The sequence below is a fragment of the Neoalteromonas facilis genome (assembly GCF_002807665.1).
Lineage (GTDB): Bacteria > Pseudomonadota > Gammaproteobacteria > Enterobacterales > Alteromonadaceae > Alteromonas_E > Alteromonas_E facilis.
This window is the reverse complement of record NZ_PEAY01000003.1, coordinates 26962-51795: the sequence shown is the minus strand read 5'-3', so window position 1 is coordinate 51795 and position 24834 is coordinate 26962. Positions and strand designations below refer to the sequence as shown.

The window sequence follows — 24834 nt, the reverse complement described above, 5'->3', positions numbered from 1 at the left end:
TTCTACGACAAGATCCATGCACAAAATATGGCTTAAAACTATAATGGCGCGCAGTGTACCAGAAAGTCTGTCCCCCTTGTAATAGACCTTAACTTACGCCAACCTATAACCATATTTAGATTAAGCTAATAACCATTGTGTCACTTAGTGCAGAAAAAATAGTCCAACATATTCATACCGTTAACGCACGTCGCGATCTCGCCGCAAAAATGGGGCGACTCGACGATGTGATGATGTTGCAAGCATGGCAATGCCGGCGCTTGCTGACCACTCATGCCGATTTGCGTGCCGAACCTACGTTTGCAGATGCCATGCAATTTTTCGTTGATGAACTATATGGCCCTAAAGACTTCAGCCAACGCGACAAAGATCTTACCCGCGTGATCCCTAAACTCGCAGCGGTATTGCCGGAAAAAGCACTTAAAGCCTTGGACGACGCCCTGCGCTTAAACGCGCTATCGTTTGACCTCGATTTAGACATGGTGAATGCGCTGTTGAGCTTAAATAATGAAGAAACGCTTACTGCAGATGCCATCACGGCGGACACCTATGCACAAGCATACCGACAGGTTGGACGTCCGGAACAACGTGCAGAGCAAATCGATATTGTTGAACAACTAGGCCTGCAATTAGCCGACGTTGTTCACGTTCGTGGTATCAGTTTGCTGATAAAAATGGCACGAAAGCCAGCTGAGATTGCCGGAGTATTGGCATTACATGAATTTCTCGCACAAGGGTTTGCGGCGTTTAAACAACTTGGCGATGTACGGGCATTTCTCGATCCCATCGTCAGCCGTGAACGCGCCATCATGACAGCCTTATTTCAGGATGATTTTTCGCTCCAGCAAAATCCTTTACCACAGGAGTTACGTGAATGATCACCTCATCTTTGTGGTTGCTGCCTAAGCCTTTTATTGAGCCCTGGACCATAGGTCCCGAGGTAATCGACCATTATGGTCATGTGAATAATGTCGCCTACATTAGCCGAATTGAAAGGTTAGCCTGGGCACATAGCAACGCTCTAGGTTTGAGTATAGAACAGTATCAGGCCATCGACCGGGGTATGGCGATACGTCGACACGAGGTAGATTATTTACTGCCTTGTCACGAAGGACAAACCATACACTGCGCGACTTGGATCATAGCCTGTGACAAGCGCCTTACCCTATCTCGACAGTTTCAATTCATTTGTGAAGAACGCCAGAAAACGGTATTTCAAGCCAGAACCGATTTTATCTGTATTGCACTCTCAAGCGGTATGCCAAAGCGCATGCCCGATAGCTTTAAGCAAGCCTATGGTGATGCGCAAATTCAGGCCGTTCAGGTATAAGGCGGTGAACTAATATGTCGCTCACGTCACGCATCTTAGTTTTAGCACTGGTCGCTTCGCTCGCGACCAATGTGTACCTTTGGCGTGAAATGTCAACGGCTCCCCGCCTTTCAACTGCAGATAACGTTCAGACTGATATTGAGGCCAATGAAACGCTCTCAGTGGATGCATCCATGCCCCAGCAAGCCGTAAATGAATACCCTATCGCGACCACCAGTGATAATGGTTATACGGTAGCTAACACAACGTCCAGCGAGTTAACGATTGCGAGCTTACGTGAGTTGCTGCATGACGAAAATTGGTCGCAACTGACTATCGCCTTACGCGAATTTTTACGCGACAACCCACACGATATTCAAGCATATTTAGTTGAAGCAGAGATGATTGCGCGCACCAAGCCTCTCGGCGTGGCATTGGTCAACTATTATACTTTGCTCGATCGCGGGCTCGATACTGAAACCCAACAAGCACTAGAAGCTAAAATTGAACAACTGTTTGAGAATGCAACAGAGCAGTTACGTTTTGACCGTGCATGGGATTTACTCGCAGAACTGCTAGAACCACTCGTGCAAATAGCTCCTAACGAGCGTCGATACCTCATTTTGCTGGCAGAAGCTTATGCGCAGCAAGTCAACGAAGTGTTGATGGAGAACGTGTTAGCAGGCCTACCGTTTGATGACCCAGCTGCTGATGCGGTACGTCAGATCTTAGCGCGCAAGCAAAGCCTCAATACAGACGATCCAGAATTGGCGCAAAATGATGGCTTTGTATCAGCCTTAGACACTCCCAGTACAACTCGCATTCCGCTTGAGCGCATTGGTAATCAATATATGCTCGAACTGTCAATGGATGGCACACCAGTGAAGCTTATGATCGATACTGGAGCATCGACGACGGCTGTCACCACGCGAACATGGGCTCGATTGAGCAATCGAGTCTCTTCACAATATATTGGTGTGTTTAAAGTCAACACGGCAGCAGGCTTCATTCAGGCACCTATGTTTTCAGTCAAGACGATTAATTTGGGTCCGTTGAGCTTTGAAGATGTGTCAGTGATGGTGATCCCATCCAGAATGATGGGTGATGATCCAGAGATGTCGCCACAAGGACTATTGGGCATGAACATTTTAAGCCAATACAATTTCCAAATTGACCAAGTCAATGCCAGGTTGCTACTTAGTAACAAAAACCGCCGCTAGCACAGCCAGCAGCGGTTAATCTTGCTATAACGACGCTGCTAGACGCGTGCCTTGGTCTATTGCGCGTTTGGCATCAAGTTCAGCAGCTTCATCAGCTCCGCCAATCAAGTGATAAGGTTTGTTTAATCCCTCAACAAGTTCACGTAACGGCTCCTGACCAGCACAGATAATGATATTATCCACGTCTAACACCTGAGTCTCATCATTGACCTTGATATGCAGGCCGCTATCGTCAATCTTCTCGTAACTCACGCCGGCCAACATATTCACACCTTTCATCATTAATCCTGCACGATGAGCCCATCCGGTCGTTTTACCCAAACCAGCACCCACTTTGCTACTCTTGCGCTGCAGTAAGAATATTTCGCGTGACGATGGCTCTGGCTGTGGCTGCATACCTTCAACCCCTCCACGTGCCTGCATTGTCATATCAATGCCCCACTCGCGCATAAACTCAGGGATATTCTGACTTGGTGTACGCTCGCCGTGCGACAAATACTCTGACGTATCAAAGCCAATACCGCCGGCACCGATGATCGCAACGCGCTTGCCAACCGGCTTTTTATATTTAATCACATCGAGGTAAGACAATACTTTAGGATGATCAACGCCTTCTATCGCTGGTGTGCGCGGCGCAATACCCGTTGCCAATATAACATCGTCGTAATCCCCTTGGTTTAACGTGTCTACATCAACCCGTGTATTTAAACGTACATCGACCTTATGGATTTCGAGCTGCTTGGCAAAGTAACGCAAGGTTTCGTAAAACTCTTCTTTACCCGGGATCTGTTTTGCAATATTGAATTGCCCCCCAATTTCACTGTCAGCATCAAACAAGGTGACCTTGTGGCCGCGTGACGCAGCCGTTGTTGCCGCTGCCAAACCTGCAGGACCAGCCCCAATAATGGCAATGCTTTTAGGTGCTTGCGTGGGCTGGATCAATAACTCTGTCTCGTGACACGCTCGAGGGTTCACCAAACAGCTCGTCATTTTACCTTCAAATACATGATCCAAGCAGGCTTGGTTACACCCGATACACGTGTTGATTTCATCAGCACGCCCTTGTTCGGCTTTAACTACCCATTCTGCATCAGCCAAAAACGGACGAGCCATCGACACCATATCAGCGTCACCGCGGGCTAACACGTCCTCCGCCACATGCGGCATATTGATCCGGTTAGATGTGATCACCGGCACACTCAGCGCTGCACGGAATTTAGCCGTTACCCATGTAAACGCAGCGCGCGGTACCTTAGTCGCAATCGTTGGAATACGCGCTTCATGCCAGCCAATACCGGTATTAATAATGGTCGCCCCCGCCTGCTCAATTGCCTTACCTAGCGTCACCACTTCTTCATAGGTTGAACCGCCTTCAACTAAGTCAAGCATCGACAGTCGATAAATAATAATAAAGTGCTCACCCACTGCCTCGCGCACACGCTTAACCACCTCAACAGGCAGGCGAATACGATTTTCGTAGCTACCGCCCCACTCATCGTCACGATGGTTTGTGCGCGCGGCTATGAATTGGTTTAGGAAGTAACCTTCTGAGCCCATGATTTCAACACCGTCATAACCGGCGCGCTGAGCTTGCTTTGCAGTGTAAACAAAGTCATCGATTTGCTTATGAATACCCGCATCATCTAGCGCTTTAGGCTTGTATGGGTTTATTGGTGCTTGCACTGCACTCGGTGCAACTAACTCTTTGTTGTAAGCATATCGACCAGTATGCAAGATTTGCATACAAATTTTACCGCCGGCTTCGTGCACCGCGTCGGTCACTTCTTTGTGATTTGCAACGGCTTGATCCGAATCTAAACGACGTGTGACCGCATGAGTAGAGCCCTCATCATTTGGACCTATACCGCCGGTTACAATTAAGCCCACACCGCCGCGCGCGCGTTCAGCAAAAAATGCTGCCATACGCTTGTGTCCATTCGGCAGTTCTTCCAGCCCTGTATGCATAGAGCCCATCAGAATGCGGTTTTTAAGTGTGGTAAACCCCAAATCTAATGGACGAAAAATATGAGGATAATGAGAATTCGCAGTTTCGTTCACTGAAGGTTGCATGATAGTACTCTCGTAAAAATAAGTCTGAATGTTTAATCGGATGTTTGCATGCGGCTTGCGAGCGGATGCAGCTCATCAAACTCGGCAGTTTGGCCGCTCTTTTGCGCTTGCATGGCGGCTTGTACGTCAGGCATTTGGAACATGCCTGACTGCCACGTAGCCATATGATCTAAGCTATCTTTAACACTATGATCACGAGTATAGGTGATCATATGTTTACAACCGTGTACCGCCATGGGGGAATGCTGAGCAATTTGTTTAGCAATCGCCATTACACCTTCCAGCATCGATTGTTGGTCACTGAACACTTGGTTAACCAAGCCACAACGCAGCGCTTCCTGAGCGCTCAGGTTTCGCCCGGTATAGGCCAGTTCACGCATTAAGCCTTGTGGTATTAAATGGGGTAAACGCTGTAGCGTACCGACGTCAGCAGTCATGCCAATAGCGGTCTCTTTAATGCTGAAAAAAGCGTCTTCGGTACAGTAGCGACTACAACATGCACTGACCATATCGACCGCACCACCAATGGCCCCACCTTGAATGGCAACCAGTACTGGCATGCGCACTTCTTCTAACGCATTAAACGTATCTTGTAATTCAAACACTAAGCGACGTAATCGTTCCGCTCGTCTTGCCGGCTCACCGCTAAAGTCTTTGGCCATATTCTGAAACACAGACAAATCCATGCCTGCACTGAAATGCTTACCTTGCGAAGAAATCACTATTACACGCGCAGCTGAATACTCATCGATGCGTCGCACTGCATCCGGAAGCTCTTTCCAGAACGCAGGTACCATGCTGTTAAGCTGCTCTGGGCGTGACAATTGGACATGTGCTATATACGCTTCAATGGAGACGCTGATAGTCGTCATGTCCGAGAAATCGATAGGCTGGTTATCGCTCATTGTTGTTCTCGATATTAACTAGACAGTGTCAAGATAGAGCGTTATATTGACACTGTCAAGATTGAATATGTTATGGATCTTCATTCACGAAAATGAGTAAAACAGCCACTAAAGCCACCTACCATCATGGCAACTTGCGACAAAGTCTAATTAAGCATGCGTCAACCATGTTGAAAGCTGACGGCATAGAAGCGTTGTCGATGCGAAAACTGGCCGATGCCGTTGGTGTATCAAGAACAGCTCTCTATCATCACTTTGCCGATAAAAATGCGTTGTTGTGTGCATTAGCAGAACAAGGGTTTGTGCGCTGGCGAGAAGAAGCCGAAAAAGTATTTGCTCGTGAAGACCTATCCAATCACGAAAAAGTACGTCAATTTGTACGTGACTACATTCATTATGCCGCTGATAACCCCCAACTGTATGAGTTGATGTTCGGTCGGACGATTTGGAAAAATGCCACACCGACCGATGAACTCAGAGCCGTCGCATTTCCAAGCTTTCAACATCAGGTTGAGATGACGCGCCATTGGCAAAGTTTGGGGATCATGCCCAAAGACGAAGATACACTAAGGCTCGCTCAAGTAACTTGGGGCACCATGCATGGCATTGCACGTTTGTTAATCGATGGAATATATGCTGACCGAAGCCATATTGATGAAATGTGTGATTGTGCGATGCACCTGTTTACTGCCACCTCGAAGTCGGTATAGTGAGCACTCATAAATTATAGAGACTCGTACTTCAGGAAAACCCAATGCCGGCTCACCCGCTCATAGCCCAATTGATCCGTATTGTTGGCCATTCAAATACTCGAACAAAGCCTAGTGCTACTGAGCATTATCGTACGGGTTGGCGCTCAGGAGGTGGCAACGCGTTAGCAGTAGTGTTTCCACAAGACTTACTTTCACTGTGGAAGGTTTTACAAGCCTGTGTAGACGCTAACGTTATTATCATCATGCAAGCGGCGAATACCGGATTGACCGAAGGCTCTACACCCAGTGCTGACGGTTATGATCGTGACATAGTGATCATCAATACACTTGCGATGGATCAGCTGACGTTATTGGGCAATGGCGAGCAAGTGGTGTGTTATCCCGGCACTACGCTGCATGCGCTAGAAGCCGCACTAAAACCACTGGATCGCGCGCCACATTCAGTCATTGGCTCGTCTTGCCTAGGGGCTTCAGTGATCGGTGGCATTGCCAATAATTCGGGCGGTGCATTGGTTAAACGCGGACCCGCTTATACTGAAATGTCACTGTTTGCCTGGGTTGATGAAAAAGGCCAATTGTCGCTGGTTAATCACTTAGGCATTGAATTGGGTGATACACCAGAAGAAATAATAACCCAATTGGCGTCAGGACAATTTGATACCAGCATTACGCCGCACGATGAAAAAGCATCGGCTAAAGATTATATCGACAGATTACGCGATATCGATGCAAACACGCCTAGTCGTTTCAATGCTGATGCCAGTCGGTTGTATGAAGCCAGTGGCTGTGCAGGAAAAGTCGCCGTATTTGCTGTGCGATTGGATACATTTGCCGTGCCGGATACTGAGCAAACCTTTTATATTGGCACCAATGATCCAGATGTGCTCACTCAGCTTCGACGACATATGCTCAGTCAGTTTGACCAACTACCTGAAGTTGCTGAGTATATGCATAGAGACATTTTCACCGTGGCTAAACACTATGGCAAAGATACGTTTCTCAGTGTGCAACACTTGGGTACTCAACGATTACCGAAACTCTTTGCGCTAAAAGGGCAAATAGACGCAACGCTGAACAAGTTACCACTTTTGCCATCGTTTCTGTCTGATCGCGCCATGCAATTCGGTGCACAGTGGTTACCCCAGCACTTGCCGCCGCGTATGCTTGCTTTCGAACATCAGTATGAGCACCACCTCATCCTTAAAATGGGTGATGCAGGGATTGAAGAAGCAAAAGCATTTTTATCTGACTTTTTCGCAGACGAAACACGCGGTGAATATTTTATCTGTAGCGAAGAAGAGAGCAGCAAGGCGTTTTTACACCGCTTTGCCGCTGCGGGCGCTGCAATCCGTTATCAAACGCTGCACGATGACAGTGTTGGTGACATATTGGCACTGGATATCGCATTGCGAAGAAATGACACTGACTGGGTAGAAACACTGCCACAATCACTTGCTGACAAGTTTGATAAGCGTTTGTATTACGGACACTTTTTCTGCCACGTATTTCATCAAGATTATATTTTAAAGAAAGGTGTTGATGCACAAGAGGTTAAGCGTGAGCTACTCGAACTACTGGACAAGCGAGGCGCTAAATACCCAGCAGAACACAACGTCGGTCACCTGTATGCGGCAGAGCCACAATTACAGGCGTTTTACCGTAGCCTCGATCCCACCAATACTTTCAATCCGGGGATCGGGCATATGGAAAAGCACAAACGTAATTGCGCCTGTTGCTGATTAGATAGCGTTCGCCTGCTGAATAAAATCAGCAGCGCGCTCTGCGATCATTATTGTAGGCGCATTGGTGTTTCCGCCGATAAGATTAGGCATTACTGAGGCATCCACCACGCGCAAACCTTGCACACCATAGACGCGCAACTCATTGTCGACTACTGCCATAGCATCCGATTCAGTTCCCATTTTACAGGTACCAATAGGATGATAGATTGACTCAGACTTCTCACGAATAAACGCTAGAATATCTTCATCAGATTGCGCCTCTTCACCTGGCAGTAATTCAGTCCCTTGGAATTCCGCAAAACCTTCGGTTGCTAAGATTTCTCTTGCTTTTCGCACCGCTTCAATCATGACTTTCTGATCGTCTGGGTGGCTTAAATAATTCGGTTCAATCAGTGCATGATCAGCCGGGTGACTGCTCTGCAAACGAATTTCGCCGCGACTTTTCGGATATAAATTACATACGTGCAGGCCGTAACCATAGCCAAAGACTGAGTGACGGCCATGGTCTTCTAAAATCGCAGGTAGGAAATGAAACTGAATATCTGGACCATGTGTTGCTAGAGATGAGCGCATAAAGCCGCCAGCCTCGGCTATATTTGAGGAAAACAGGCCCTTGCGTTTAAACATATAGTTAAATGTACCGGCAATGTATTTAGGCAACGCTGAAAATGCGACCGCATAGCCTTCGTGAGCTTTGCAGCGAAATTGTACGATAGCATCCAAATGATCCTGCAGATTTTGCCCTACTCCGGGTAGGTCAACCTGAACATGGATCCCTTTCTCACGAAGGTGATCAGCAGGGCCAATACCTGACAACATTAGTAGCTGCGGCGAGTTAATTGCGCCACCACTTAAAATGACTTCCCGATTAGCCTTTAAACGTTGTACTTTTCCGGCAACGCGTGCTTGTACACCAGTAGCTTTACCGTCTTTGATCAATACACGCTCGACCATGACATTGGTCATCACAGTAAGGTTCGTGCGTTGTAACGCCGGTTTTAAATAACCTTTTGCAGTAGAGCATCGTTGACCACCGATTTGGGAAACTTGATAAAAGCCCAAGCCTTCGCGTTCTTCCCGATTGAAATCTTCGAGAATGTCAAAACCAACGGCTTCAGCAGCTTCAACAAAGCGGTGTGACAGTTTGTCTTTATGACGTAAATCATCAACATTGAGCGGCCCACCCACACCGTGAAAATCATCAGCACCGCGGGTATTGTTTTCTGCTCGCTTGAAATACGGTAAAACCGATGCCCAATCCCAGCCTTCAGCCCCCTGTGCAGCCCAATCATCATAGTCCTTCATATCGCCACGGATATAACACATCGCGTTGATTGAACTTGAGCCGCCTAAAGTTTTGCCCCTAGGCCAAAATAATTCTCTGCCATTTAGGTGCTCTTGAGGGGCTGTATGATAACCCCAACCAATTCCTTCAACGCGCGACAATAGTGATAAACCGAATGGAATATGAATAAGGGGATTACGATCTTTACTGCCCGCTTCTAGCAAGCACACATTGCATGCCGGGTTTTCACTCAGGCGCGCAGCAAGTGCAGCACCGGCGGAGCCAGCGCCAACAATAATAAAATCAAAAGCGTCAGACGATGTTTGCATAATTAACTACCTGTTACACAGTACCGAACTGCTCGGACATCGTACCAGTGTACCAAACTGTACTAAATAGAGTTAGCAGATTGTTAATAAAATATCACCGCAGTTTGGAAATCAGGTCATGATTTGATCAGCATCAATGCTGCCCATCTCACGCGTACACTAAATCACAATGTCGGAAAACCTTCATAGTGCACGCAAGCAATGTGCACTTCCCCTACTTCTACTCTATACTCATCAATAGTCGATTGATGTATTGAGCAGTAAATGCGCAGAGTTTTATTCGGTTTAATTCTCTTTTTATCTTGTACTAACCTATTTGCGAAAGAATTTATTGTTGCTGTGAACGAACGCAGTATTTTTCGCTATATTGATGAAAACGGCTATTGGCAAGGTCAAGATATCGATTTACTCAAGGCTATTTTCCGTCGCACACCCCACTCCTTTAAAATCATTTCCATGCCATGGCCGCGAGTCCTGAAAAGTATTGAATCGGGCGTAGTCGACTTAACCCTTGCTGCTGCAATTTTGCCAGAACGGGAAGCTTACGCATTGTTTTCAAAGAATGTATTCCGCTACAGTCACTACATGTTATTCGCCCACAAAGATAAAGCCTCTTTGTTCGATGATATAAGAAAATTAGATGACATTAAGAACCACGATGTCGTAATAGGTGCGCTACGTGGCGCTGTTTACACTGACACTTATTACCGACTGTTGAAAGACCCTGAATTCGTCAAACGAATCGCGCTGATCGACGATGATCAAAGCCTAGCGACTCTAACCATAAAGGGACGAGTAGATGCCTACATTGAATCTGAAATAGAAGGGAAACACTATTTGGGAGCATGGCAGCAATACCATGAGATGATCGTGCCTTTATTTCGCATTAGCACACCTCTGGAAGCGCAAAACAATCTAATGTTCAGTAAGCAAAGTGTGTCTCAAGCGCTGGTGGATGAATTTGATATTGCGTTAAAGGATCTCCATGAAAGTGGCGAATACGAAGCTATTTCGCAAAAATACTTGTCGATTTATACGGGCTCTACTCACGAAAAAGGATTGATTAACAACGACGGATCTTCCGCACCTTAACCGTTTGCTAATATTCGGTAACGGGTCAATGGAGAATTCGCTTCTCCTCCAACGTAGACTGCTAAAAGTCAAACATTTCAAATAGTTAAAATTTCAACTCTTCGGTTTCATCTATCTTATAGATTTATATTCACAATAGTAAATTGACTATTTTGGTGCGCAATCTAAGGTGTGAACTTACGACATCGTATATACGTAAAGACAAGCGCAGTAAGTTTCTTGTCACCGTTTTAGTTTATTTCGGACATTTTATGACGCACAACGTAGATTCACTTTTTAAGCCGTTTTCTCACAACGCTCTATCTTTAGACAACCGCATAGTAATGGCACCTATGACACGCCAGTTCTCGCCGGGTGGCGTACCAACTGACGATGTTGCGGGTTACTATCGTCGCCGTGCGGAAGGCGGCACTGGCCTTATCATTACGGAGGGCACAACCGTAAATGATCCCGTTGCCACCATGAGCGCAACAATTCCTCAGTTTCACGGTGAAAAAGCACTCGCCGGCTGGAAACATGTCGTTGATGAAGTACATCAGGCCGGTGGAAAAATCATGCCGCAAATTTGGCATGTAGGCATGGCGCGAGTGGCAGACAAAGCCCCTTTTCCCGAATTGCCAAGCGCTGGGCCTTCAGGCTTATTTAAGCCGGGTAAACAAGGTGCTGAACCTATGACCGAAGAGCATATAAAGTCTGTGATCAACGCTTTTGCTCAAGCCGCCAAGGATGCACAGCAGTTAGGGTTTGATGGTGTAGAGATCCACGGTGCTCACGGCTACCTGATTGATCAGTTTTTCTGGGAAGGTACAAACCAACGCACTGACATGTGGGGCGGTAGCTTAGAAAATCGCACTCGTTTCGGTGTGGAAATAGTAAAAGCCATTCGAGCAGCCACCAGCCCAGACTTCCCAATTGTGCTGCGCTTCTCGCAATGGAAACAACAAGACTATTCAGCGCGTTTGGCCACCACGCCTCAAGAACTCGAAGCCTTCTTAATGCCGCTAAGTGAAGCTGGAGTCGATATTTTCCATTGCTCGCAACGTCGTTATTGGGAAAATGAGTTTGAAGGTAGCGACTTGAATCTTGCTGGCTGGACCAAGAAAATCACGGGTAAGCCAACTATCACTGTCGGCTCAGTAGGATTGAATGATGACTTCTTTGGTGCATTCCAGGGACAAAGCTCAAACACGCGCGCCATAGATGATTTAGTTGAACGACTCGACAAGGGTGAATTTGATCTGGTCGCCGTCGGCCGAGCATTACTACAAGACCCAAACTGGGCAAATAAGATCAAACATCAACAACTCGACGATTTAGAGCAATACTCAGGTGACGCATTAGCCACGCTGTCGTAACGCTCGCAAAAGTGAACCACCAGTAGAAAAAACGCGGTCACAGACCGCGTTTTTTTAGTTATTTGCTCACAAATACAAAGACAACCACTCTTTAACATCTTTGATTAGCGCTTGGCGATGACGCTGCAAACCATGATTACCCTCTTCATATATTACAAGCTTGTGTTGATGCGATTGCTCACTTAACGCTTTCGCCAATAATCTGGATTGCTCAACGTTAACACGCTTATCAGCTGAACCGTGTACCAATAAGATAGGCGCTTGCGCGGGCAACTCATCGATCCAGTCAATAACCGAACGAGCTGATAAAGCCTCGTCTTTGTTACCTGCATAATAAGGCACTCGCTTTTTATAAACATTTTCCATATCCGGGCGAAAGGCTAGCGATTTCCTCGCATCAGCATTACTCGCTATTGCAACTATGGTTTTGAGCTTTGGCATATGTTTAGCGGCTAGGAAAGATTGCATGCCCCCACGGCTCCACCCCATCATGGCAATACGAGATGGATCGGCATCAGGAATATCGCTCAGCAGAGACTCCAACGCCAAAACATCATTCACGTCCGCACCGCCAAACTCATCTTCTCCATTATTCTCAATGAATTTTCGACTCGCCCCGCGATATTGACTCCCTATAACGACATAACCTAGCTCCGCCAGATCCGCAATAAAGCCCATTTTCTTTGCAAAATTCACGCTGCCGAAGGCACCATTGCCGCCACGATTAAAGATAATGACCGGTAATGCCTTATCCGCTGCCGCTTTGGGTTTCATATAATAGCCAACTACCGTCAAGCCATCGACTTCGTAGGTAAAATCAACGCAGGTTAATGCCTCACGCTTGCGGTTGTACTCTTGCTCAGGAAAACGTTGCTGAAATTTAGCCAAATTAAACTTATTACTTTTGTTGGCTAAAAATTGCGTCCAAGCTTCATAACTTTGACCCACTCCCCTGAAACAGTCCTTTTGCTGAAGAAATTGTGATTGTGAATAAGAGGAGTGTGAAAAAAGGCAAACAACTAAAAGGGCCATGATTCGGCGCATAAGACATCCTTGTAAAATATTCTAAATAGTCCGACTAAAGTATAGCGATCACCGCCATCAATTTGCAGCTATTTATCAGTAATGCTGGTGAGTAAACCTTTCAGGAAGGGAGCATTAATGTTGGTCACAACTACACCTTTGCTTAAAGCAATAATCACCTGCTTCCAGAGTCTGTGCATACACGTCAGATGATATCGGAGCCAGTAATTTCGGTTACCCTATTTATGAAATCTGTCGAGTCGGGTTAAGCCTTCTAAAACTATAAGCACTTAGTAAAAGTCATATTCCCATTAAGAACACGTTCATTTTACGTATTTTTCATTGATGACCTTCTTAACAGAAACACCACAACCGCCCCATTTAGAACGAAACCAGCCAATCCGATTTCAGGTCCAAACACCCAAGTAGGCTCGACACCTAAATCACCCGAACTCAGTCCAAATCCAAAAAGCTGATATACGAGGGCATTCCATACAGAATGATAGATGGCGGAGGGCCAGATACTGCCAGAATGGACACGTAAGAGCCCCCAAATCAACCCCAACAGTGTCGCGTTAACAAGATAAATGGGGACTTGGAGCAGGGCTGGGGCGTAATCTTTAGACAATAATATGGCCGACAAATGCCAAATCACAAATAATGCCGTTGTACTCCATAATGTTTGATTGCGTGTTAGGCCTCCGCGCTCCATCAGTTTCCAAACTATGCCACGGAAGAACCCCTCTTCAGTTATAGCTACCAACAGTATCCCAGCAATCGAGTTAAAACTTATAACGAATAGAGTACTTAGCCATTCATCTCGTGTAGGTTTCATCGCCCCAGTAGACCACGCTACAACTGATAACAAGGCGACTAAAAGAAGTGGAATGAAAGCTGCTTGAAGGTATATTTTTTGATCACCTACAACATAGCCCAACTCTTTCCTCGACACATTTCCTAACCAAGCAAACAAGGGAATTAAAGGAATTAGTGCAAACGCACTAAATTTACCATGCCCTGTTGCGTCTAATGAGGCGGTCAATATGATGGCGATAAGTGATGCAACTAAGCCAAATCGAAGACTAGAGTTAATTTTGGAAGCCATTTTAGTTGTCTGTCAGTTAAAATCTTTTGTACTTCTAAATACAAATTTGAATTGATATTGATAGCCTAATTAGTTAATTGAGATTTGATGTAAGCTTAGGTTGAGTTTTACAATTTTTTGGAAAGGCTACCTGCCACATTTTTTCCTTATTCACATCAAATAAATGAAAAAATTTTCATTTATTAAGATTCCTTAAGTTTCCCCTAAGGTTGACAACGTAACTTCTTACCGTAATTAATGCGAGGAAGTAACAATGCATCCAACAATAGCAGTACAAGCCAACGAAGAGCGTCGCAATACTTCACGTTGCGAAAACGTGGCAAAGAAATATGCATTCAATATCGACGCGTACGCCATCGGCGACATTGATCGTGAAGAAGCCGAACATTTCATCCAAGAAGGCTTTAAACGCGCGTACAACGCGACCGTATCGGTGACAATGCCTTGGATTCTGGCTATCAACAATGGTGCGTTCAAGGCTGCTTTAGGTATTCGTCCTGCAACAGATACATTGTTTCTGGAACAATACTTAGATAATCCCGTTGAACAATACCTAGCATCAACTCGTCAGATCCAACGTTCGCACATTGCCGAAATTGGTCATCTGTACAGCAACTCAAATAAGTTTACCTTGCCGCTGTTCTTAACCACAGCGGTGTCGTTATTCACCAATGAATACAAGTACATGGTGTTCTCAGCTACTGAGCATGTATTGCAATTAATTAGCCGTGCGGGCATCCCGCACACATTTTTATCTAACGCCGATCCAGCTCGACTCAACACTGCATCTGACAATTGGGGCTCATACTACGATACAAAACCCAAAGTAGTAGCGGTGTCACTTCTCGATGTAATGGCCGTGGTTAACAATCATCCGTTGTATGCGCGCATGTTCGAACAGCTTTCAAGCAAAATTGCCGCAACCTCAAAGCGCCTACAGCGTGGAGGTGTAAAATGAAATGGCTTGAGACGTTGGCAACTCGCTACCAAGACAACATTGCGCTCGAATTTGAGCAGGAAAACCTCACTTATCAAGCACTATCAACGCGCGTAAAACGCCTAGCTGATTGGCTAACCTGTCAGAGCGTTACCTCGGTTGCACTAATAGCACCGAACAGTATTGATTGGATTATTGTAGATTTAGCCTGTCAGGCGGCTGGCGTGATCTGTACACCAATTCCCATGTTCTTTACGCAAATACAGATAAGCAGTGTCATTGATTCGGTAAAAGCCGAAATCGTTTTTGCCGACACACAACCGGCTGATTCCATCGAACTTGATTGTGAGGATATAAGCCTCAATGTATATCAGCGACAGCAAGTCGCCCCGCTTTCAGCTCCTGACGGCACGCAAAAAATAACCTATACCTCAGGTTCAACAGGAGCGCCAAAAGGAGTTTGTTTAAGCACTGACAACCAGATGGCAGTCGCCTCTTCGCTAGTTACCACCATTGGCATCGACAAGCCCAAACATTTATCACTACTACCACTGCCTGTTTTATTGGAAAACGTTGCAGGTGTTTACTCGCCGCTGATGGCAGGTGGCAAAATCGTTTTAACCCGTGATGAGTCTAGGGGCTTCCGAGGCAGTATGCTCGCTGAGCCACAAGCTCTGCTACAGTGCATCTCTGAGACGCAGCCCAATACCATGATCCTGGTGCCTGAACTGTTGCAAGTTTTGGTCGTGGGAGCAGCGAGAGGATGGATTCCGCCTTCATCGTTACGGTTTATTGCCGTTGGTGGCAGCAAAGTCTCACCTACTCTAATGGAAAAAGCTAGAGCACTGGGGTTACCTGTGTATCAAGGATATGGTCTCTCTGAGTGCGCTTCGGTGGTGAGCTTATCGACAGAAGCCGATGATGTAGACAGCGTCGGTCGCGTATTACCTCACCTTACAGTCGATATTATTAACCAAGAGCTCGTGGTGCGTGGCAATACCTTTTTAGGTTACTTGGAGCAACCCGATTCTTGGTATCAAGACGTCGTATATACTGGCGATATCGCCTCATTTAAAGGGCCATCACTGTGTATCGACGGCCGCCTTAAAAATACAATTATTAATTCATTTGGTCGCAATATATCGCCTGAATGGGTGGAAGCGGAACTGCTGGCAACTGGCCTATTTTTGCAGGTGGTGGTTATTGGCGATGCGCGTCCGTTCTGCAGCGCGATTGTAGTCCCGGCACGAAATGATATTAGCGAAGCTCATGCGCGCCAGATCATCAACATGGTTAATCACTGTTTACCGGATTACGCTCGCGTTCAAAACCCTATTGTATTAAGCACCCCGATGACTCCAGAGCAAGGGTTATACACCAATAATATGCGACCTCGTCGGGCGCAAATTGAACAACATTTTCAGCAACAAATCGAACGTGTATATAACACGGCACAATTGAAGGAATCTGCCTAATGACTTTATTTCAACGTTTACAAACAGAAACAGCGGCTGAGCGCGATTATTTATTGTCAGCGCCGATTATCACACGTTGTTTTCAGGGTGATATTGTCACAGCTGACTACGTTGCGTTTTTAACTCAAGCATTTCACCACGTTAAACATACGGTTCCATTATTGATGTCTGTGGGCGCAAAGCTAACTGACGACAAAGAATGGCTACGTGAAGCGGTTGCAGAATATATCGAAGAAGAGATTGGGCATCAGGAGTGGGTATTAAACGATATTGCAGCTTGTGGCCATGACAAAGAGGCCGCGCGCAACAGTGCCCCAGCCTTCGCAACCGAGTTAATGGTGTCGTTTGCGTATGACCAAGTGAATCGTGTCAACCCACTTATCTTCTTTGGTATGGTTCATGTGCTTGAGGGCACCAGTATCGCAATGGCCGACAATGCTGCTGACAATATCCAAAAAGCACTTGGATTACCTAAAGCTGCATTTAGCTACTTACGCTCTCATGGTTCACTCGACCTTGAACACGTCAAATTCTTCGAAGGTTTGATGAATAAGATTGAGTGCCCACAAGAACAAGATCTGATCGTTGAGAGTGCGAAAAAATTCTATACGCTGTATGGCAATATCTTCCGCACACTTGACGTATCACCGGCTAAATCAACGGCAGCATAAGCTTATGAACACGACAAACAAACGTTGTTTAGTCACTGGAGCCTCAGGCGGCATTGGCGGAGAAATCGCTAAAGCCTTAGATGCTGAAGGTTACAGCGTTATCTTACAAGGACGCAATCATGAAAAGCTTTTGCGGTTGCAAGCGAGTATGAGTAATCGCACAGATATTGTGTTGGGCGATTTAAACGAGCAATCGCAACGAGAACAGGTTTTGGAAAAGGCCTTTGCAAAAGGCCCTATTGAGCTTCTCATCAATGCCGCTGGCATATCGTCCTTTAAGGCGTTTGAACAGGCATCAAGCCAAGAGATCAGCAATATATTTCAGACCAATTTGCTCTCTCCCGTGCTCTTTACCCAGGCTTTCTTAGCCTATGTAAAGGCCAATTCAGAGGCCTCGAATGTCTGCGCAACAATTGTCAATGTTGGGTCAGCCTTCGGTTATATCGGCTATCCAGGGTTTAGCAATTATTGTGCGAGCAAATTCGGCTTACGCGGATTCACAGAAGCCCTTGCGCGGGAATACAGTGATTCTAACGTTAAGTTTATTTACTTTGCCCCACGCGCTACACAAACCGAAATCAACTCGCAAAGCGTTGATGATATGAATTTAGCGTTAGGCAATAAAGTCGATTCTGCACAGCATGTCGCGCAGGCGCTGATCCAGATGCTGAAGAAACATAAACGAGAAAGCGTTGTTGGTTGGCCAGAGAAACTTTTTGCTCGGGTTAATGCTGTTGCGCCAGGTGTGGTCGACAACGCCATAAAATCTAAACTTTCGACAATCAAACGATACCTACATGCGTAACCGTTTGGCTCTATTTACAGGGGTAAATAATATGAAACGTCTATCTACTTTTAAAACTGTAATTTCGGCTTCAGTCCTTCTTTGTATGGCGCATACAGCCAATGCAAGCACGCCTGATGAATTCGATAGCCAGTTGCTCTCTATTCAAAAACAATGGGCTATCGTGAATTACACATTAAGCGATGATGTACAGGAAAATGAATTTAAAGAGCTGATCGAAAGTGCCACCGCTTTCTCACAAGCATACCCGGAACGCGCTGAACCATTGGTGTGGCTGGGTATTATTCAAAGTAGCTTTGCCGGCGCAAAAGGCGGTATTGGCGCCTTATCACTCGCTAAAGACGCGAAAAAATCACTGGAGCGTTCTTTAGCCCTCGATGAGTCAGCGCTGCAAGGGTCAGCCTATACAAGCTTAGGCACGCTATATCACAAAGTCCCGGGCTGGCCGTTGGGTTTTGGCGACGATGATGACGCTAAAGTGATGTTAGAAAAAGCGATTACGATCAACCCAGATGGTATTGATCCTAACTACTTCTATGGTGAATTCTTATTTGACGAACGTCAGTACAAAGAAGCTAAACAACACCTTGAACATGCGTTAGAAGCGCCTAGCCGGGAAACCCGTCCATTAGCGGATGAATCTCGCCGGGCGGAAATTCAAATGCTACTGGCTAAAGTGAACAAAAAGTTAAACCGATAATCCCCGTGTAAAGCGCCTGCGCAATGATAGTATTACGTAGCGTGGGCGCTTTATTTTTTGACCGTAGCGCCTTTCGAAATTACCACAATCCCACTGTCTGTCACCGTGAGTCCTCGAGCACGGTCGCGCTGATGATCATAACCAACGTGAGCGCCTTCTTCGATCGTCACGCCTTTATCCGCAATCACTTTGCGCAACCGACAGCCCACACCAACACGAGTCTTCCCTAACAATATAGATTCATCTATATGAGTTTTTGCTGACACTAACACCGCATGACCTAACACGCTGCGCTTGACCCGCGCCCCCTCTATTTCGCAGCCAGCCGCGATAATGGAGTTTTGGATCAGACTGTCAATGCCATCCTCATCAGCCATAATTTTTGCCGCTGGCAATGGTGGGTGGTAGCTACGTAGCGGCCACTTAGGATTCGATAACAGTAACTTGGGATCATGTACCAGTAGGTCCATGTGTGTTTGCCAAAACGTATCAAGTGTTCCAACATCTCGCCAGTACGTCGAGTGGGACTCATTATTGATTTTATTTTGATGGAAGTCATACACATACACCTTCTGTTTTGGGTATGCGTTGGGAATAATGTCGCAACCAAAATCATGTGAAGAAGCGGCGTCTCTGCTGTCCTCTTCAAGTGCCTGGTATAAAAATGCGGTAGAAAAAACATAATTTCCCATAGACACCAGTGCCATCGTGGGATCATCCGGTAGTGGCGTCGGGTTTGCTGGCTTTTCAGCAAAACCAATCATTCGGTAGTTGTCATCCACCGTGATAACACCAAACCTTGAGGCTTCTTCTATTGGCATACGCGTGGCGCAAACGGTTAGGTCAGCACCTTGCTTTTCGTGATACTGCACCATTTGGCGCACATCCATTTTATAAATGTGATCGCCACCAAATATGCAGACATTGTCGGGCTCATGTAAGCCGATAAATCGGATATTTTGGTAGATTGCATCCGCCGTTCCCTCATACCAGTGTTTACCCATCCTCATTTGTGCCGGTACGGTTTCAATAAAGTTGTCCGTTACACCAGACAGATGCCAGGCTTGCCCCAAATGAATACTCAACGATTGAGATTTAAATTGAGTCAACACATAGATCTTGAGAAAGTCAGAATTGACGAAATTATTCAGTACGAAGTCAATGATGCGCATATTTCCAGCGAAAGGTACCGCTGGCTTGCTACGCGTTTGAGTGAGTGGCGCCAGGCGTCGTCCTTCACCGCCCGCTAAGATCATCGCTAATGTTCTCGACACGTAAATGACTTCCCTTTTTTGATGATGTATCAAGTCTAGCAATGCTTTGGCAAAGTGACAGAAAAGCTTTATTGATCTTAGATACAGATCAATAGTTGTTGATAACCAAATCGTTATCCCTGAATCAAAAGCAAGAATTCAGGCCTGTTACCAATTTGCACTTGACTCTAGAACCAATGCCTTAATAATTGCCACAAACAGATAATTGGCACGCTTCAATATGGATATACCTTGGCACCCACTGTCCTTGTCAGATCGCTTTAAAGTTGCGGCGGCATTGTTCATGGTGAAATTAGGCAAGTTGCGTTATGACCAATTTAGTGAACAAGAACTCAATGAGTTGCTAACACCGTATTTCCCTCAACAAATGCCTATTCCGGTCCCCATTGGTAAAGCTACATTAACTTTGCTAGAAGGCGAGCTGAGCATGCCGGAGTCAACTAACCGGCTAGAGCTACAGTTGCTGTGCGCCCTAGATATTAGAGTGTTAGGTAATCCCATTTATCGTGCTCATTTGATTGTTATTGTATCGGCTGATCCCACATACGATGCAAGCAGCAAAATTGTGTCAATTGAAAACATTCAAGTCGATGAAGTTGCATTGGTGAATGATGAATATGCGCTGTTAACCGATACTACAAAGTTGATCGATAGCTTATCGCCTTTGCAACTTAGCAGTTTATTTACCAGCCCGGTTAAGACCGCTCTCAGTGTATTGACCGCCGGCTCATCCATGACAGCTACTGCTTACTTAAATCTTTACATCGGCGGCAGCAAACAGCGCATCTTGGAGTACCACAAACCTCAAATCGAGCAACATGTCATAGATGCCGTTGCTGAAGCGGATTTGAACTTCGAACTTGACCCTGCAGAGTGGCGACAAAACCTCTTCGCTCGCCGCGGTAGAACCGTCTCTGTAGAAGAAAAAGAATTACGTTTTTACTTCTGACGCGAGCTACAAACCGAAGTACACCTGATCCTGATCAAGTACACAAAGTCTGGCCACTGCTAGACTGCCAATAGAGTACTTAGGAGGGGCAAAACATATGAATGATGCAACACTTTTGAAAGTACTGAAAACCATTATGGCCATTGGAATTTGCCTAATATTGTTAGGTGTGTATTTTCACAACTTCAGTGAGACCATCGAAAGTATGGGGATAACTGGGATTATTATCAGTGCGGTTTGCGTAGCCGTGGGCATGGCAATGTCACTCCCCACTAAAATGTACCTGACCTTTATTTGGGTTAAGCACGAAAGTGAACAGCAAAGTAACAACGATATTGAAGCCGCGTCGAATTCAACAGAATAAACTCGATTGATTCGACGAAGCTCAGCCAATTCGTATCAATTAGCTATTAGAAACCTTTTTAATCTCGTGTGGCTCTAGCGTCTCGGTCACAATTGACACCGGCATTTCTGCCATATGTTCGCCCATGTCTTCAATGTTGACCGTCGGATCATCAATACTTTTCTCAAGTAAATCAAAAGCCTCCGCACAATATTCTGCAAGTGGTTGCAACGACTTAATATTTTTGTTGCAACATACCATACCGATATTAGCCACGCCGTTGTACGTCATCAGCGTAATATTCACGCCTCCACCTGGCGTCATCGTAGAGACTGGGTAATTGGCTAACAGCTCACTGTCTTTTAGGTATCTAGCTTCAGCAGGACCCGGAACGTTAGACACCAATAAATTCGCAATTGGACGAGTCACATTCGACAAACGCAGCACTTCGAAGATCAACGCAAACGACTGGATCACCACCGTGTAATAGCTAAACGCACCGGGGCTCGCGTGCTGAGCCGCATGTTTGACAATACGGTGATTGGCGATGATTTGGCGTAATCGAACGTAAGGGTCTGTTTTACCATGCGCTAATTCAACAGGCACAATCGCAATTTTGTTGCCCGAGGTTTGCTCACCCGGTTTACGCAAATTAATTGGCATATTGGTAAACAACGCTTTTTCAAACGTTTGACCATAATCTTGTAAAAACCGGTGAATACCAATATCAAACACGCACAACAGCACTTCATTGGCCGAGGCCCGAGTTTTTTTACCCACTTTGCGAATACGTTCAAAGTCGATATCCATGGTGGCAACGGCTCTACCTGACTTTACCTGCCCGGTTAATACGGTGCGCGTCCCACTAAAGGGCACAGGCATATAATGGCGGTTGATCCAGATGATTTTGAAAAACAAACGAATGAAAATGATCAGCAGATCTTTAAGACCAACCAAGAAACTCCACACTTGACGCACAACGCGTCGCCACCATTTAACTCTCGGGCGTATTGGACGTTTGCGGCGCACAGCCCATACAGGCACGAAGCTTTTGTCTGTTTTTTCAGTGTGATAACCCTGTTGGAACCAGCGTACTAACGTTGCTCCATCGCCGTACATGTGATGCACCTTGACATAAATGCCATACACATCACTTTTGCCATCGTGAATAAAATGAAATTGCCACAGTGGTTTATCACGATCGAGGATCACTTCATGCATTTTGGCGATGTAGTCATCCAGCGCAGGACGATCATACATGTCATCAATGACATGTATTTGCACGTGATAATGCATATCGAGGCGCTTAACCGGCTGCAATTTTATGGGGAAACCCAGAATGCTTTTAACGCAGCAATTAAAAGGGTTAGACGCCTTATCGTACTGAATGACTTCATTGTATAAGGCTTCTACGTAATCGACTTCACCATCTGTGTGGGGCTTTCGCAATAGCTGTAGGCTGGCCACATGCTTAGGATTATCAACAGACTCGGTGATCCAAAAGGTTTTATCCAAAAAGGTTAAAGTTTTAGCTTTATCAGACTTTTTCATTACATCACCTTATTCATCACCGCGAGTAAACGCATGCATAGCAATACTCTGCTGTAAATGGGACAAATTTTCCACTGGTACATGCATACGAGGCATTAACATCGTGAGCAATAGATTAAGCGTATCGTAAATTTGGGTATCATCATCAAAACTTTGCTTGATTTGAAAGTATTGACTGGATTGGATCATCACTAAACTGCCAATCTCAACCAAAGGTTTCAGTTCACTGCGCTCAACTTGAATATATTTGTTCTGGGCTGCATGTTCGAACATTGCCTCAAGCTTAGCTTCAAGTTTTTTAACTAAGCGCTGCATACCTTTTTGTACATGCGGATATTTTTCCATTAAATCCATCGGAGAGCGGTACAGAAAGCGATATAGATGGATTTTCTCAAGCAGCAGATAGAGATAATAAAACTGCTCTTCTAAAGAGAGCGCCGTGACATCACCAGCGCTGATTAACTTTTCAAATTGTTCTACATGCAAGGCAAACAGGGCATCAACAATCACTTCTTTGCCTTTGAAGTGGTAATACAAATTCCCTGGACTGATGTCTAATTCGTTGGCTATGTCCACACTCGTAACACTGCTTTCCCCCTCTTGATTAAAGAGCTCAAGAGACGTTGCCAGTATCCGTTGTGCTGTTTTCATACATTAGCCTTATCCAAACACAAAATACAATTGCGCAAATCCTGCCAGTCCTCCCAGAATAGCGCCTGTTACGATTAACTTCCACTCATCCGCTTGATAAGCGGGGCGCAGCACCCCTTCGAACTCTTCGGGGCTCAGTTGTTGCATACGTGCGCACAGATCATCCCCTACTTGCAGAGCACCATTAGCATAATCATATGCATACATAAGGTACTTGTCCGAATTGGAGAAGATCTGTTTTACGGCTAACTCTTTCATGGCAAAGTATTTGTCAGAGCCTACGCCAATAGCAAAATAGGGCTGTGCTATTGCCACATAGCGTTCAATCGCATCGTTCACGTGCAGTTCGATTAATTCGAGTAACTGTGCAGAGCCAGAGCCATGCAATATCATGTTGGTGATATTTTTCGAATTGATCAATTTCTCTTCGATGATGTCTGAATACACCCGAGCCACTTCATTTTGACGCTTGAGAAACATGCCTTGAACCTTGAACGGACCAATGTGAATGGGGCGTTTAGGTTCAAAAATAATCTTTATTGCTATCCAATTGGTGGCATACCCCACCAGCAAGCCTCCCAACGGTAAAATCCACCAAGCTTGATAAAAGTGCCACAGCAACATGGTCGGTAGGCCGAATAGAAAACCAAAATAGAAACCCGACTTGACGATAAATGGGAATTCTTTCTCACCTGATTTTAAGAAAATCTCATTGATCAATTCCGGCTCGTTGACTAATTGCTCAACAACCAGCTCTTTAATGTTTAGGATTTCATTTATATTGTATTGGAAGTCACTCACCATTTTGTGAACGACATTGGGGATATCACTTTCAATGCGTGCATACACAAGGTTTTTACCTTGTACTGGCAAGCCAGCCCATAATGCAGGAGCGGACTCTTTCATTACATCATTAACGATTTTACGCACAACCTGATGAAGTCTGCGCTGGATCGCTTTGGTAAGTTCATCAGGATCAAGTCGCTCAGCTAGCTCTTCAACACTTAAGAGTTTGCCTAGCACGAGTTCAACTTCAATCTCCGCCATTTCACGACGTTTCGCTGGAATTAGACCTTGCCACCCAAAAATTGGCTTTATGCCAAAGAATTCAATGGGATAAAACATCATTTTGACCGCAAGGTAATTGGTTACCCAACCAACAACAGCACTGACCAGCGGAATTGACAACAATGTGAGCGTAGCGAGGTTCCATTCCATAGTGATGAATATGCGCTTTATTATTATAAATTGAACTTCAAGATTTGAGTGTACCCTAAACAATCGTCTGCGTAACCTCCTTGAAGCCTTAATTTGGATATGTACTTACGGG

Annotated in this window: 23 protein-coding genes; 14 read left to right on the top strand and 9 right to left on the bottom strand. The window is 45.6% G+C overall.

Annotated features, from left to right (window positions below; genetic code table 11):
• Window positions 1–137: 137 nt before the first annotated feature.
• The 3 genes from CSH93_RS08720 to CSH93_RS08710 are packed head-to-tail and all read left to right on the top strand — an operon-like array spanning window position 138 to window position 2529.
• Window positions 138–878, top strand: a complete 741-nt coding sequence (locus CSH93_RS08720) for an FFLEELY motif protein (protein WP_100642875.1) — start codon at window positions 138–140, stop codon at window positions 876–878.
• On the top strand, window positions 875–1330 hold the full coding sequence (locus CSH93_RS08715) for an acyl-CoA thioesterase (protein WP_100642874.1): 456 nt from the start codon (window positions 875–877) through the stop codon (window positions 1328–1330). Before CSH93_RS08720 ends, CSH93_RS08715 begins: the two co-directional genes overlap by 4 nt.
• A 14-nt stretch (window positions 1331–1344) precedes the next feature.
• On the top strand, window positions 1345–2529 hold the full coding sequence (locus CSH93_RS08710; RefSeq protein WP_100642873.1) for a retropepsin-like aspartic protease: 1185 nt from the start codon (window positions 1345–1347) through the stop codon (window positions 2527–2529).
• 24 nt (window positions 2530–2553) lie between these two features.
• Here the strand turns inward: CSH93_RS08710 and CSH93_RS08705 are convergent, their stop codons facing one another.
• The gene (locus CSH93_RS08705) at window positions 2554–4599 is read right to left on the bottom strand and encodes an NADPH-dependent 2,4-dienoyl-CoA reductase (protein ID WP_100642872.1); all 2046 of its coding nucleotides are present in this window, start codon (window positions 4597–4599) and stop codon (window positions 2554–2556) included.
• A 32-nt stretch (window positions 4600–4631) separates the two neighbouring features.
• A complete protein-coding gene (locus tag CSH93_RS08700; protein ID WP_100642871.1) occupies window positions 4632–5504 on the bottom strand; it encodes a crotonase/enoyl-CoA hydratase family protein in 873 nt (290 codons plus the stop codon).
• Between the two features lie 92 nt (window positions 5505–5596).
• Between CSH93_RS08700 and CSH93_RS08695 the strand changes: the two genes are divergently transcribed.
• Together CSH93_RS08695 and dld are read left to right on the top strand one after the other, a co-directional pair.
• A complete protein-coding gene (locus CSH93_RS08695) occupies window positions 5597–6214 on the top strand; it encodes a TetR/AcrR family transcriptional regulator (protein ID WP_100642870.1) in 618 nt (205 codons plus the stop codon).
• A gap of 44 nt (window positions 6215–6258) precedes the next feature.
• A complete protein-coding gene (gene dld, locus CSH93_RS08690) occupies window positions 6259–7956 on the top strand; it encodes a D-lactate dehydrogenase (protein WP_100642869.1) in 1698 nt (565 codons plus the stop codon).
• On the opposite strand, the gene CSH93_RS08685 is transcribed toward dld, so the two are convergent.
• Window positions 7957–9573: a GMC family oxidoreductase gene (locus CSH93_RS08685; RefSeq protein ID WP_100642868.1), complete on the bottom strand. Its 1617-nt coding sequence runs from the start codon at window positions 9571–9573 to the stop codon at window positions 7957–7959.
• Window positions 9574–9837: 264 nt separating this feature from the next.
• Here CSH93_RS08685 and CSH93_RS08680 point away from each other — a divergent pair, with 264 nt between their 5' ends.
• Window positions 9838–10665: a substrate-binding periplasmic protein gene (locus CSH93_RS08680; protein ID WP_100642867.1), complete on the top strand. Its 828-nt coding sequence runs from the start codon at window positions 9838–9840 to the stop codon at window positions 10663–10665.
• A gap of 251 nt (window positions 10666–10916) precedes the next feature.
• Window positions 10917–12020 carry an NADH:flavin oxidoreductase gene (locus CSH93_RS08675; protein WP_100642866.1) on the top strand — a complete coding sequence of 368 codons (1104 nt, stop codon included), beginning with the start codon at window positions 10917–10919 and terminating at the stop codon, window positions 12018–12020.
• Window positions 12021–12086: 66 nt separating this feature from the next.
• Here the strand turns inward: CSH93_RS08675 and CSH93_RS08670 are convergent, their stop codons facing one another.
• Both CSH93_RS08670 and CSH93_RS08665 read right to left on the bottom strand, forming a co-directional pair.
• On the bottom strand, window positions 12087–12968 hold the full coding sequence (locus CSH93_RS08670) for an alpha/beta hydrolase family protein (protein ID WP_164078331.1): 882 nt from the start codon (window positions 12966–12968) through the stop codon (window positions 12087–12089).
• 403 nt (window positions 12969–13371) lie between these two features.
• The gene (locus CSH93_RS08665; protein WP_100642864.1) at window positions 13372–14148 is read right to left on the bottom strand and encodes a CPBP family intramembrane glutamic endopeptidase; all 777 of its coding nucleotides are present in this window, start codon (window positions 14146–14148) and stop codon (window positions 13372–13374) included.
• 253 nt (window positions 14149–14401) lie between these two features.
• Between CSH93_RS08665 and CSH93_RS08660 the strand changes: the two genes are divergently transcribed.
• The 5 genes from CSH93_RS08660 to CSH93_RS08640 are packed head-to-tail and all read left to right on the top strand — an operon-like array spanning window position 14402 to window position 18736.
• Window positions 14402–15106, top strand: coding sequence for a thermostable hemolysin (locus CSH93_RS08660; protein WP_100642863.1), 705 nt, complete (start codon window positions 14402–14404; stop codon window positions 15104–15106).
• On the top strand, window positions 15103–16560 hold the full coding sequence (locus CSH93_RS08655) for an AMP-binding protein (RefSeq protein ID WP_100642862.1): 1458 nt from the start codon (window positions 15103–15105) through the stop codon (window positions 16558–16560). Before CSH93_RS08660 ends, CSH93_RS08655 begins: the two co-directional genes overlap by 4 nt.
• Window positions 16560–17231: an iron-containing redox enzyme family protein gene (locus CSH93_RS08650; protein ID WP_100642861.1), complete on the top strand. Its 672-nt coding sequence runs from the start codon at window positions 16560–16562 to the stop codon at window positions 17229–17231. The genes CSH93_RS08655 and CSH93_RS08650 overlap by 1 nt, the downstream gene beginning before the upstream one ends.
• Window positions 17232–17235: 4 nt before the next feature.
• A complete protein-coding gene (locus CSH93_RS08645) occupies window positions 17236–18036 on the top strand; it encodes an SDR family oxidoreductase (protein ID WP_164078330.1) in 801 nt (266 codons plus the stop codon).
• A 31-nt stretch (window positions 18037–18067) separates the two neighbouring features.
• Window positions 18068–18736 carry a tetratricopeptide repeat protein gene (locus CSH93_RS08640; protein WP_100643356.1) on the top strand — a complete coding sequence of 223 codons (669 nt, stop codon included), beginning with the start codon at window positions 18068–18070 and terminating at the stop codon, window positions 18734–18736.
• Between the two features lie 50 nt (window positions 18737–18786).
• Here the strand turns inward: CSH93_RS08640 and glgC are convergent, their stop codons facing one another.
• Entirely contained in the window at window positions 18787–20010 is a 1224-nt protein-coding gene (gene glgC / locus CSH93_RS08635; protein WP_100642859.1) for a glucose-1-phosphate adenylyltransferase, read from the bottom strand.
• A gap of 220 nt (window positions 20011–20230) precedes the next feature.
• Here glgC and CSH93_RS08630 point away from each other — a divergent pair, with 220 nt between their 5' ends.
• Both CSH93_RS08630 and CSH93_RS08625 read left to right on the top strand, forming a co-directional pair.
• Complete coding sequence (locus tag CSH93_RS08630; RefSeq protein ID WP_100642858.1) at window positions 20231–20959, top strand: DUF1439 domain-containing protein; 729 nt, start codon at window positions 20231–20233, stop codon at window positions 20957–20959.
• A gap of 97 nt (window positions 20960–21056) precedes the next feature.
• Window positions 21057–21323, top strand: a complete 267-nt coding sequence (locus CSH93_RS08625) for a hypothetical protein (protein ID WP_100642857.1) — start codon at window positions 21057–21059, stop codon at window positions 21321–21323.
• A gap of 39 nt (window positions 21324–21362) precedes the next feature.
• Here CSH93_RS08625 and CSH93_RS08620 read toward each other — a convergent pair whose 3' ends face one another.
• From CSH93_RS08620 to CSH93_RS08610, 3 genes are read right to left on the bottom strand one after another with little or no spacing between them, the layout of a single operon-like run.
• Window positions 21363–22853 (bottom strand): wax ester/triacylglycerol synthase domain-containing protein, encoded by a 1491-nt coding sequence (locus tag CSH93_RS08620; protein ID WP_100642856.1) that lies wholly within the window; start codon window positions 22851–22853, stop codon window positions 21363–21365.
• 9 nt (window positions 22854–22862) lie between these two features.
• Complete coding sequence (locus tag CSH93_RS08615; protein WP_100642855.1) at window positions 22863–23504, bottom strand: TetR/AcrR family transcriptional regulator; 642 nt, start codon at window positions 23502–23504, stop codon at window positions 22863–22865.
• Window positions 23505–23513: 9 nt separating this feature from the next.
• Window positions 23514–24722: a DUF445 domain-containing protein gene (locus tag CSH93_RS08610; RefSeq protein ID WP_100642854.1), complete on the bottom strand. Its 1209-nt coding sequence runs from the start codon at window positions 24720–24722 to the stop codon at window positions 23514–23516.
• Window positions 24723–24834: the final 112 nt, after the last annotated feature.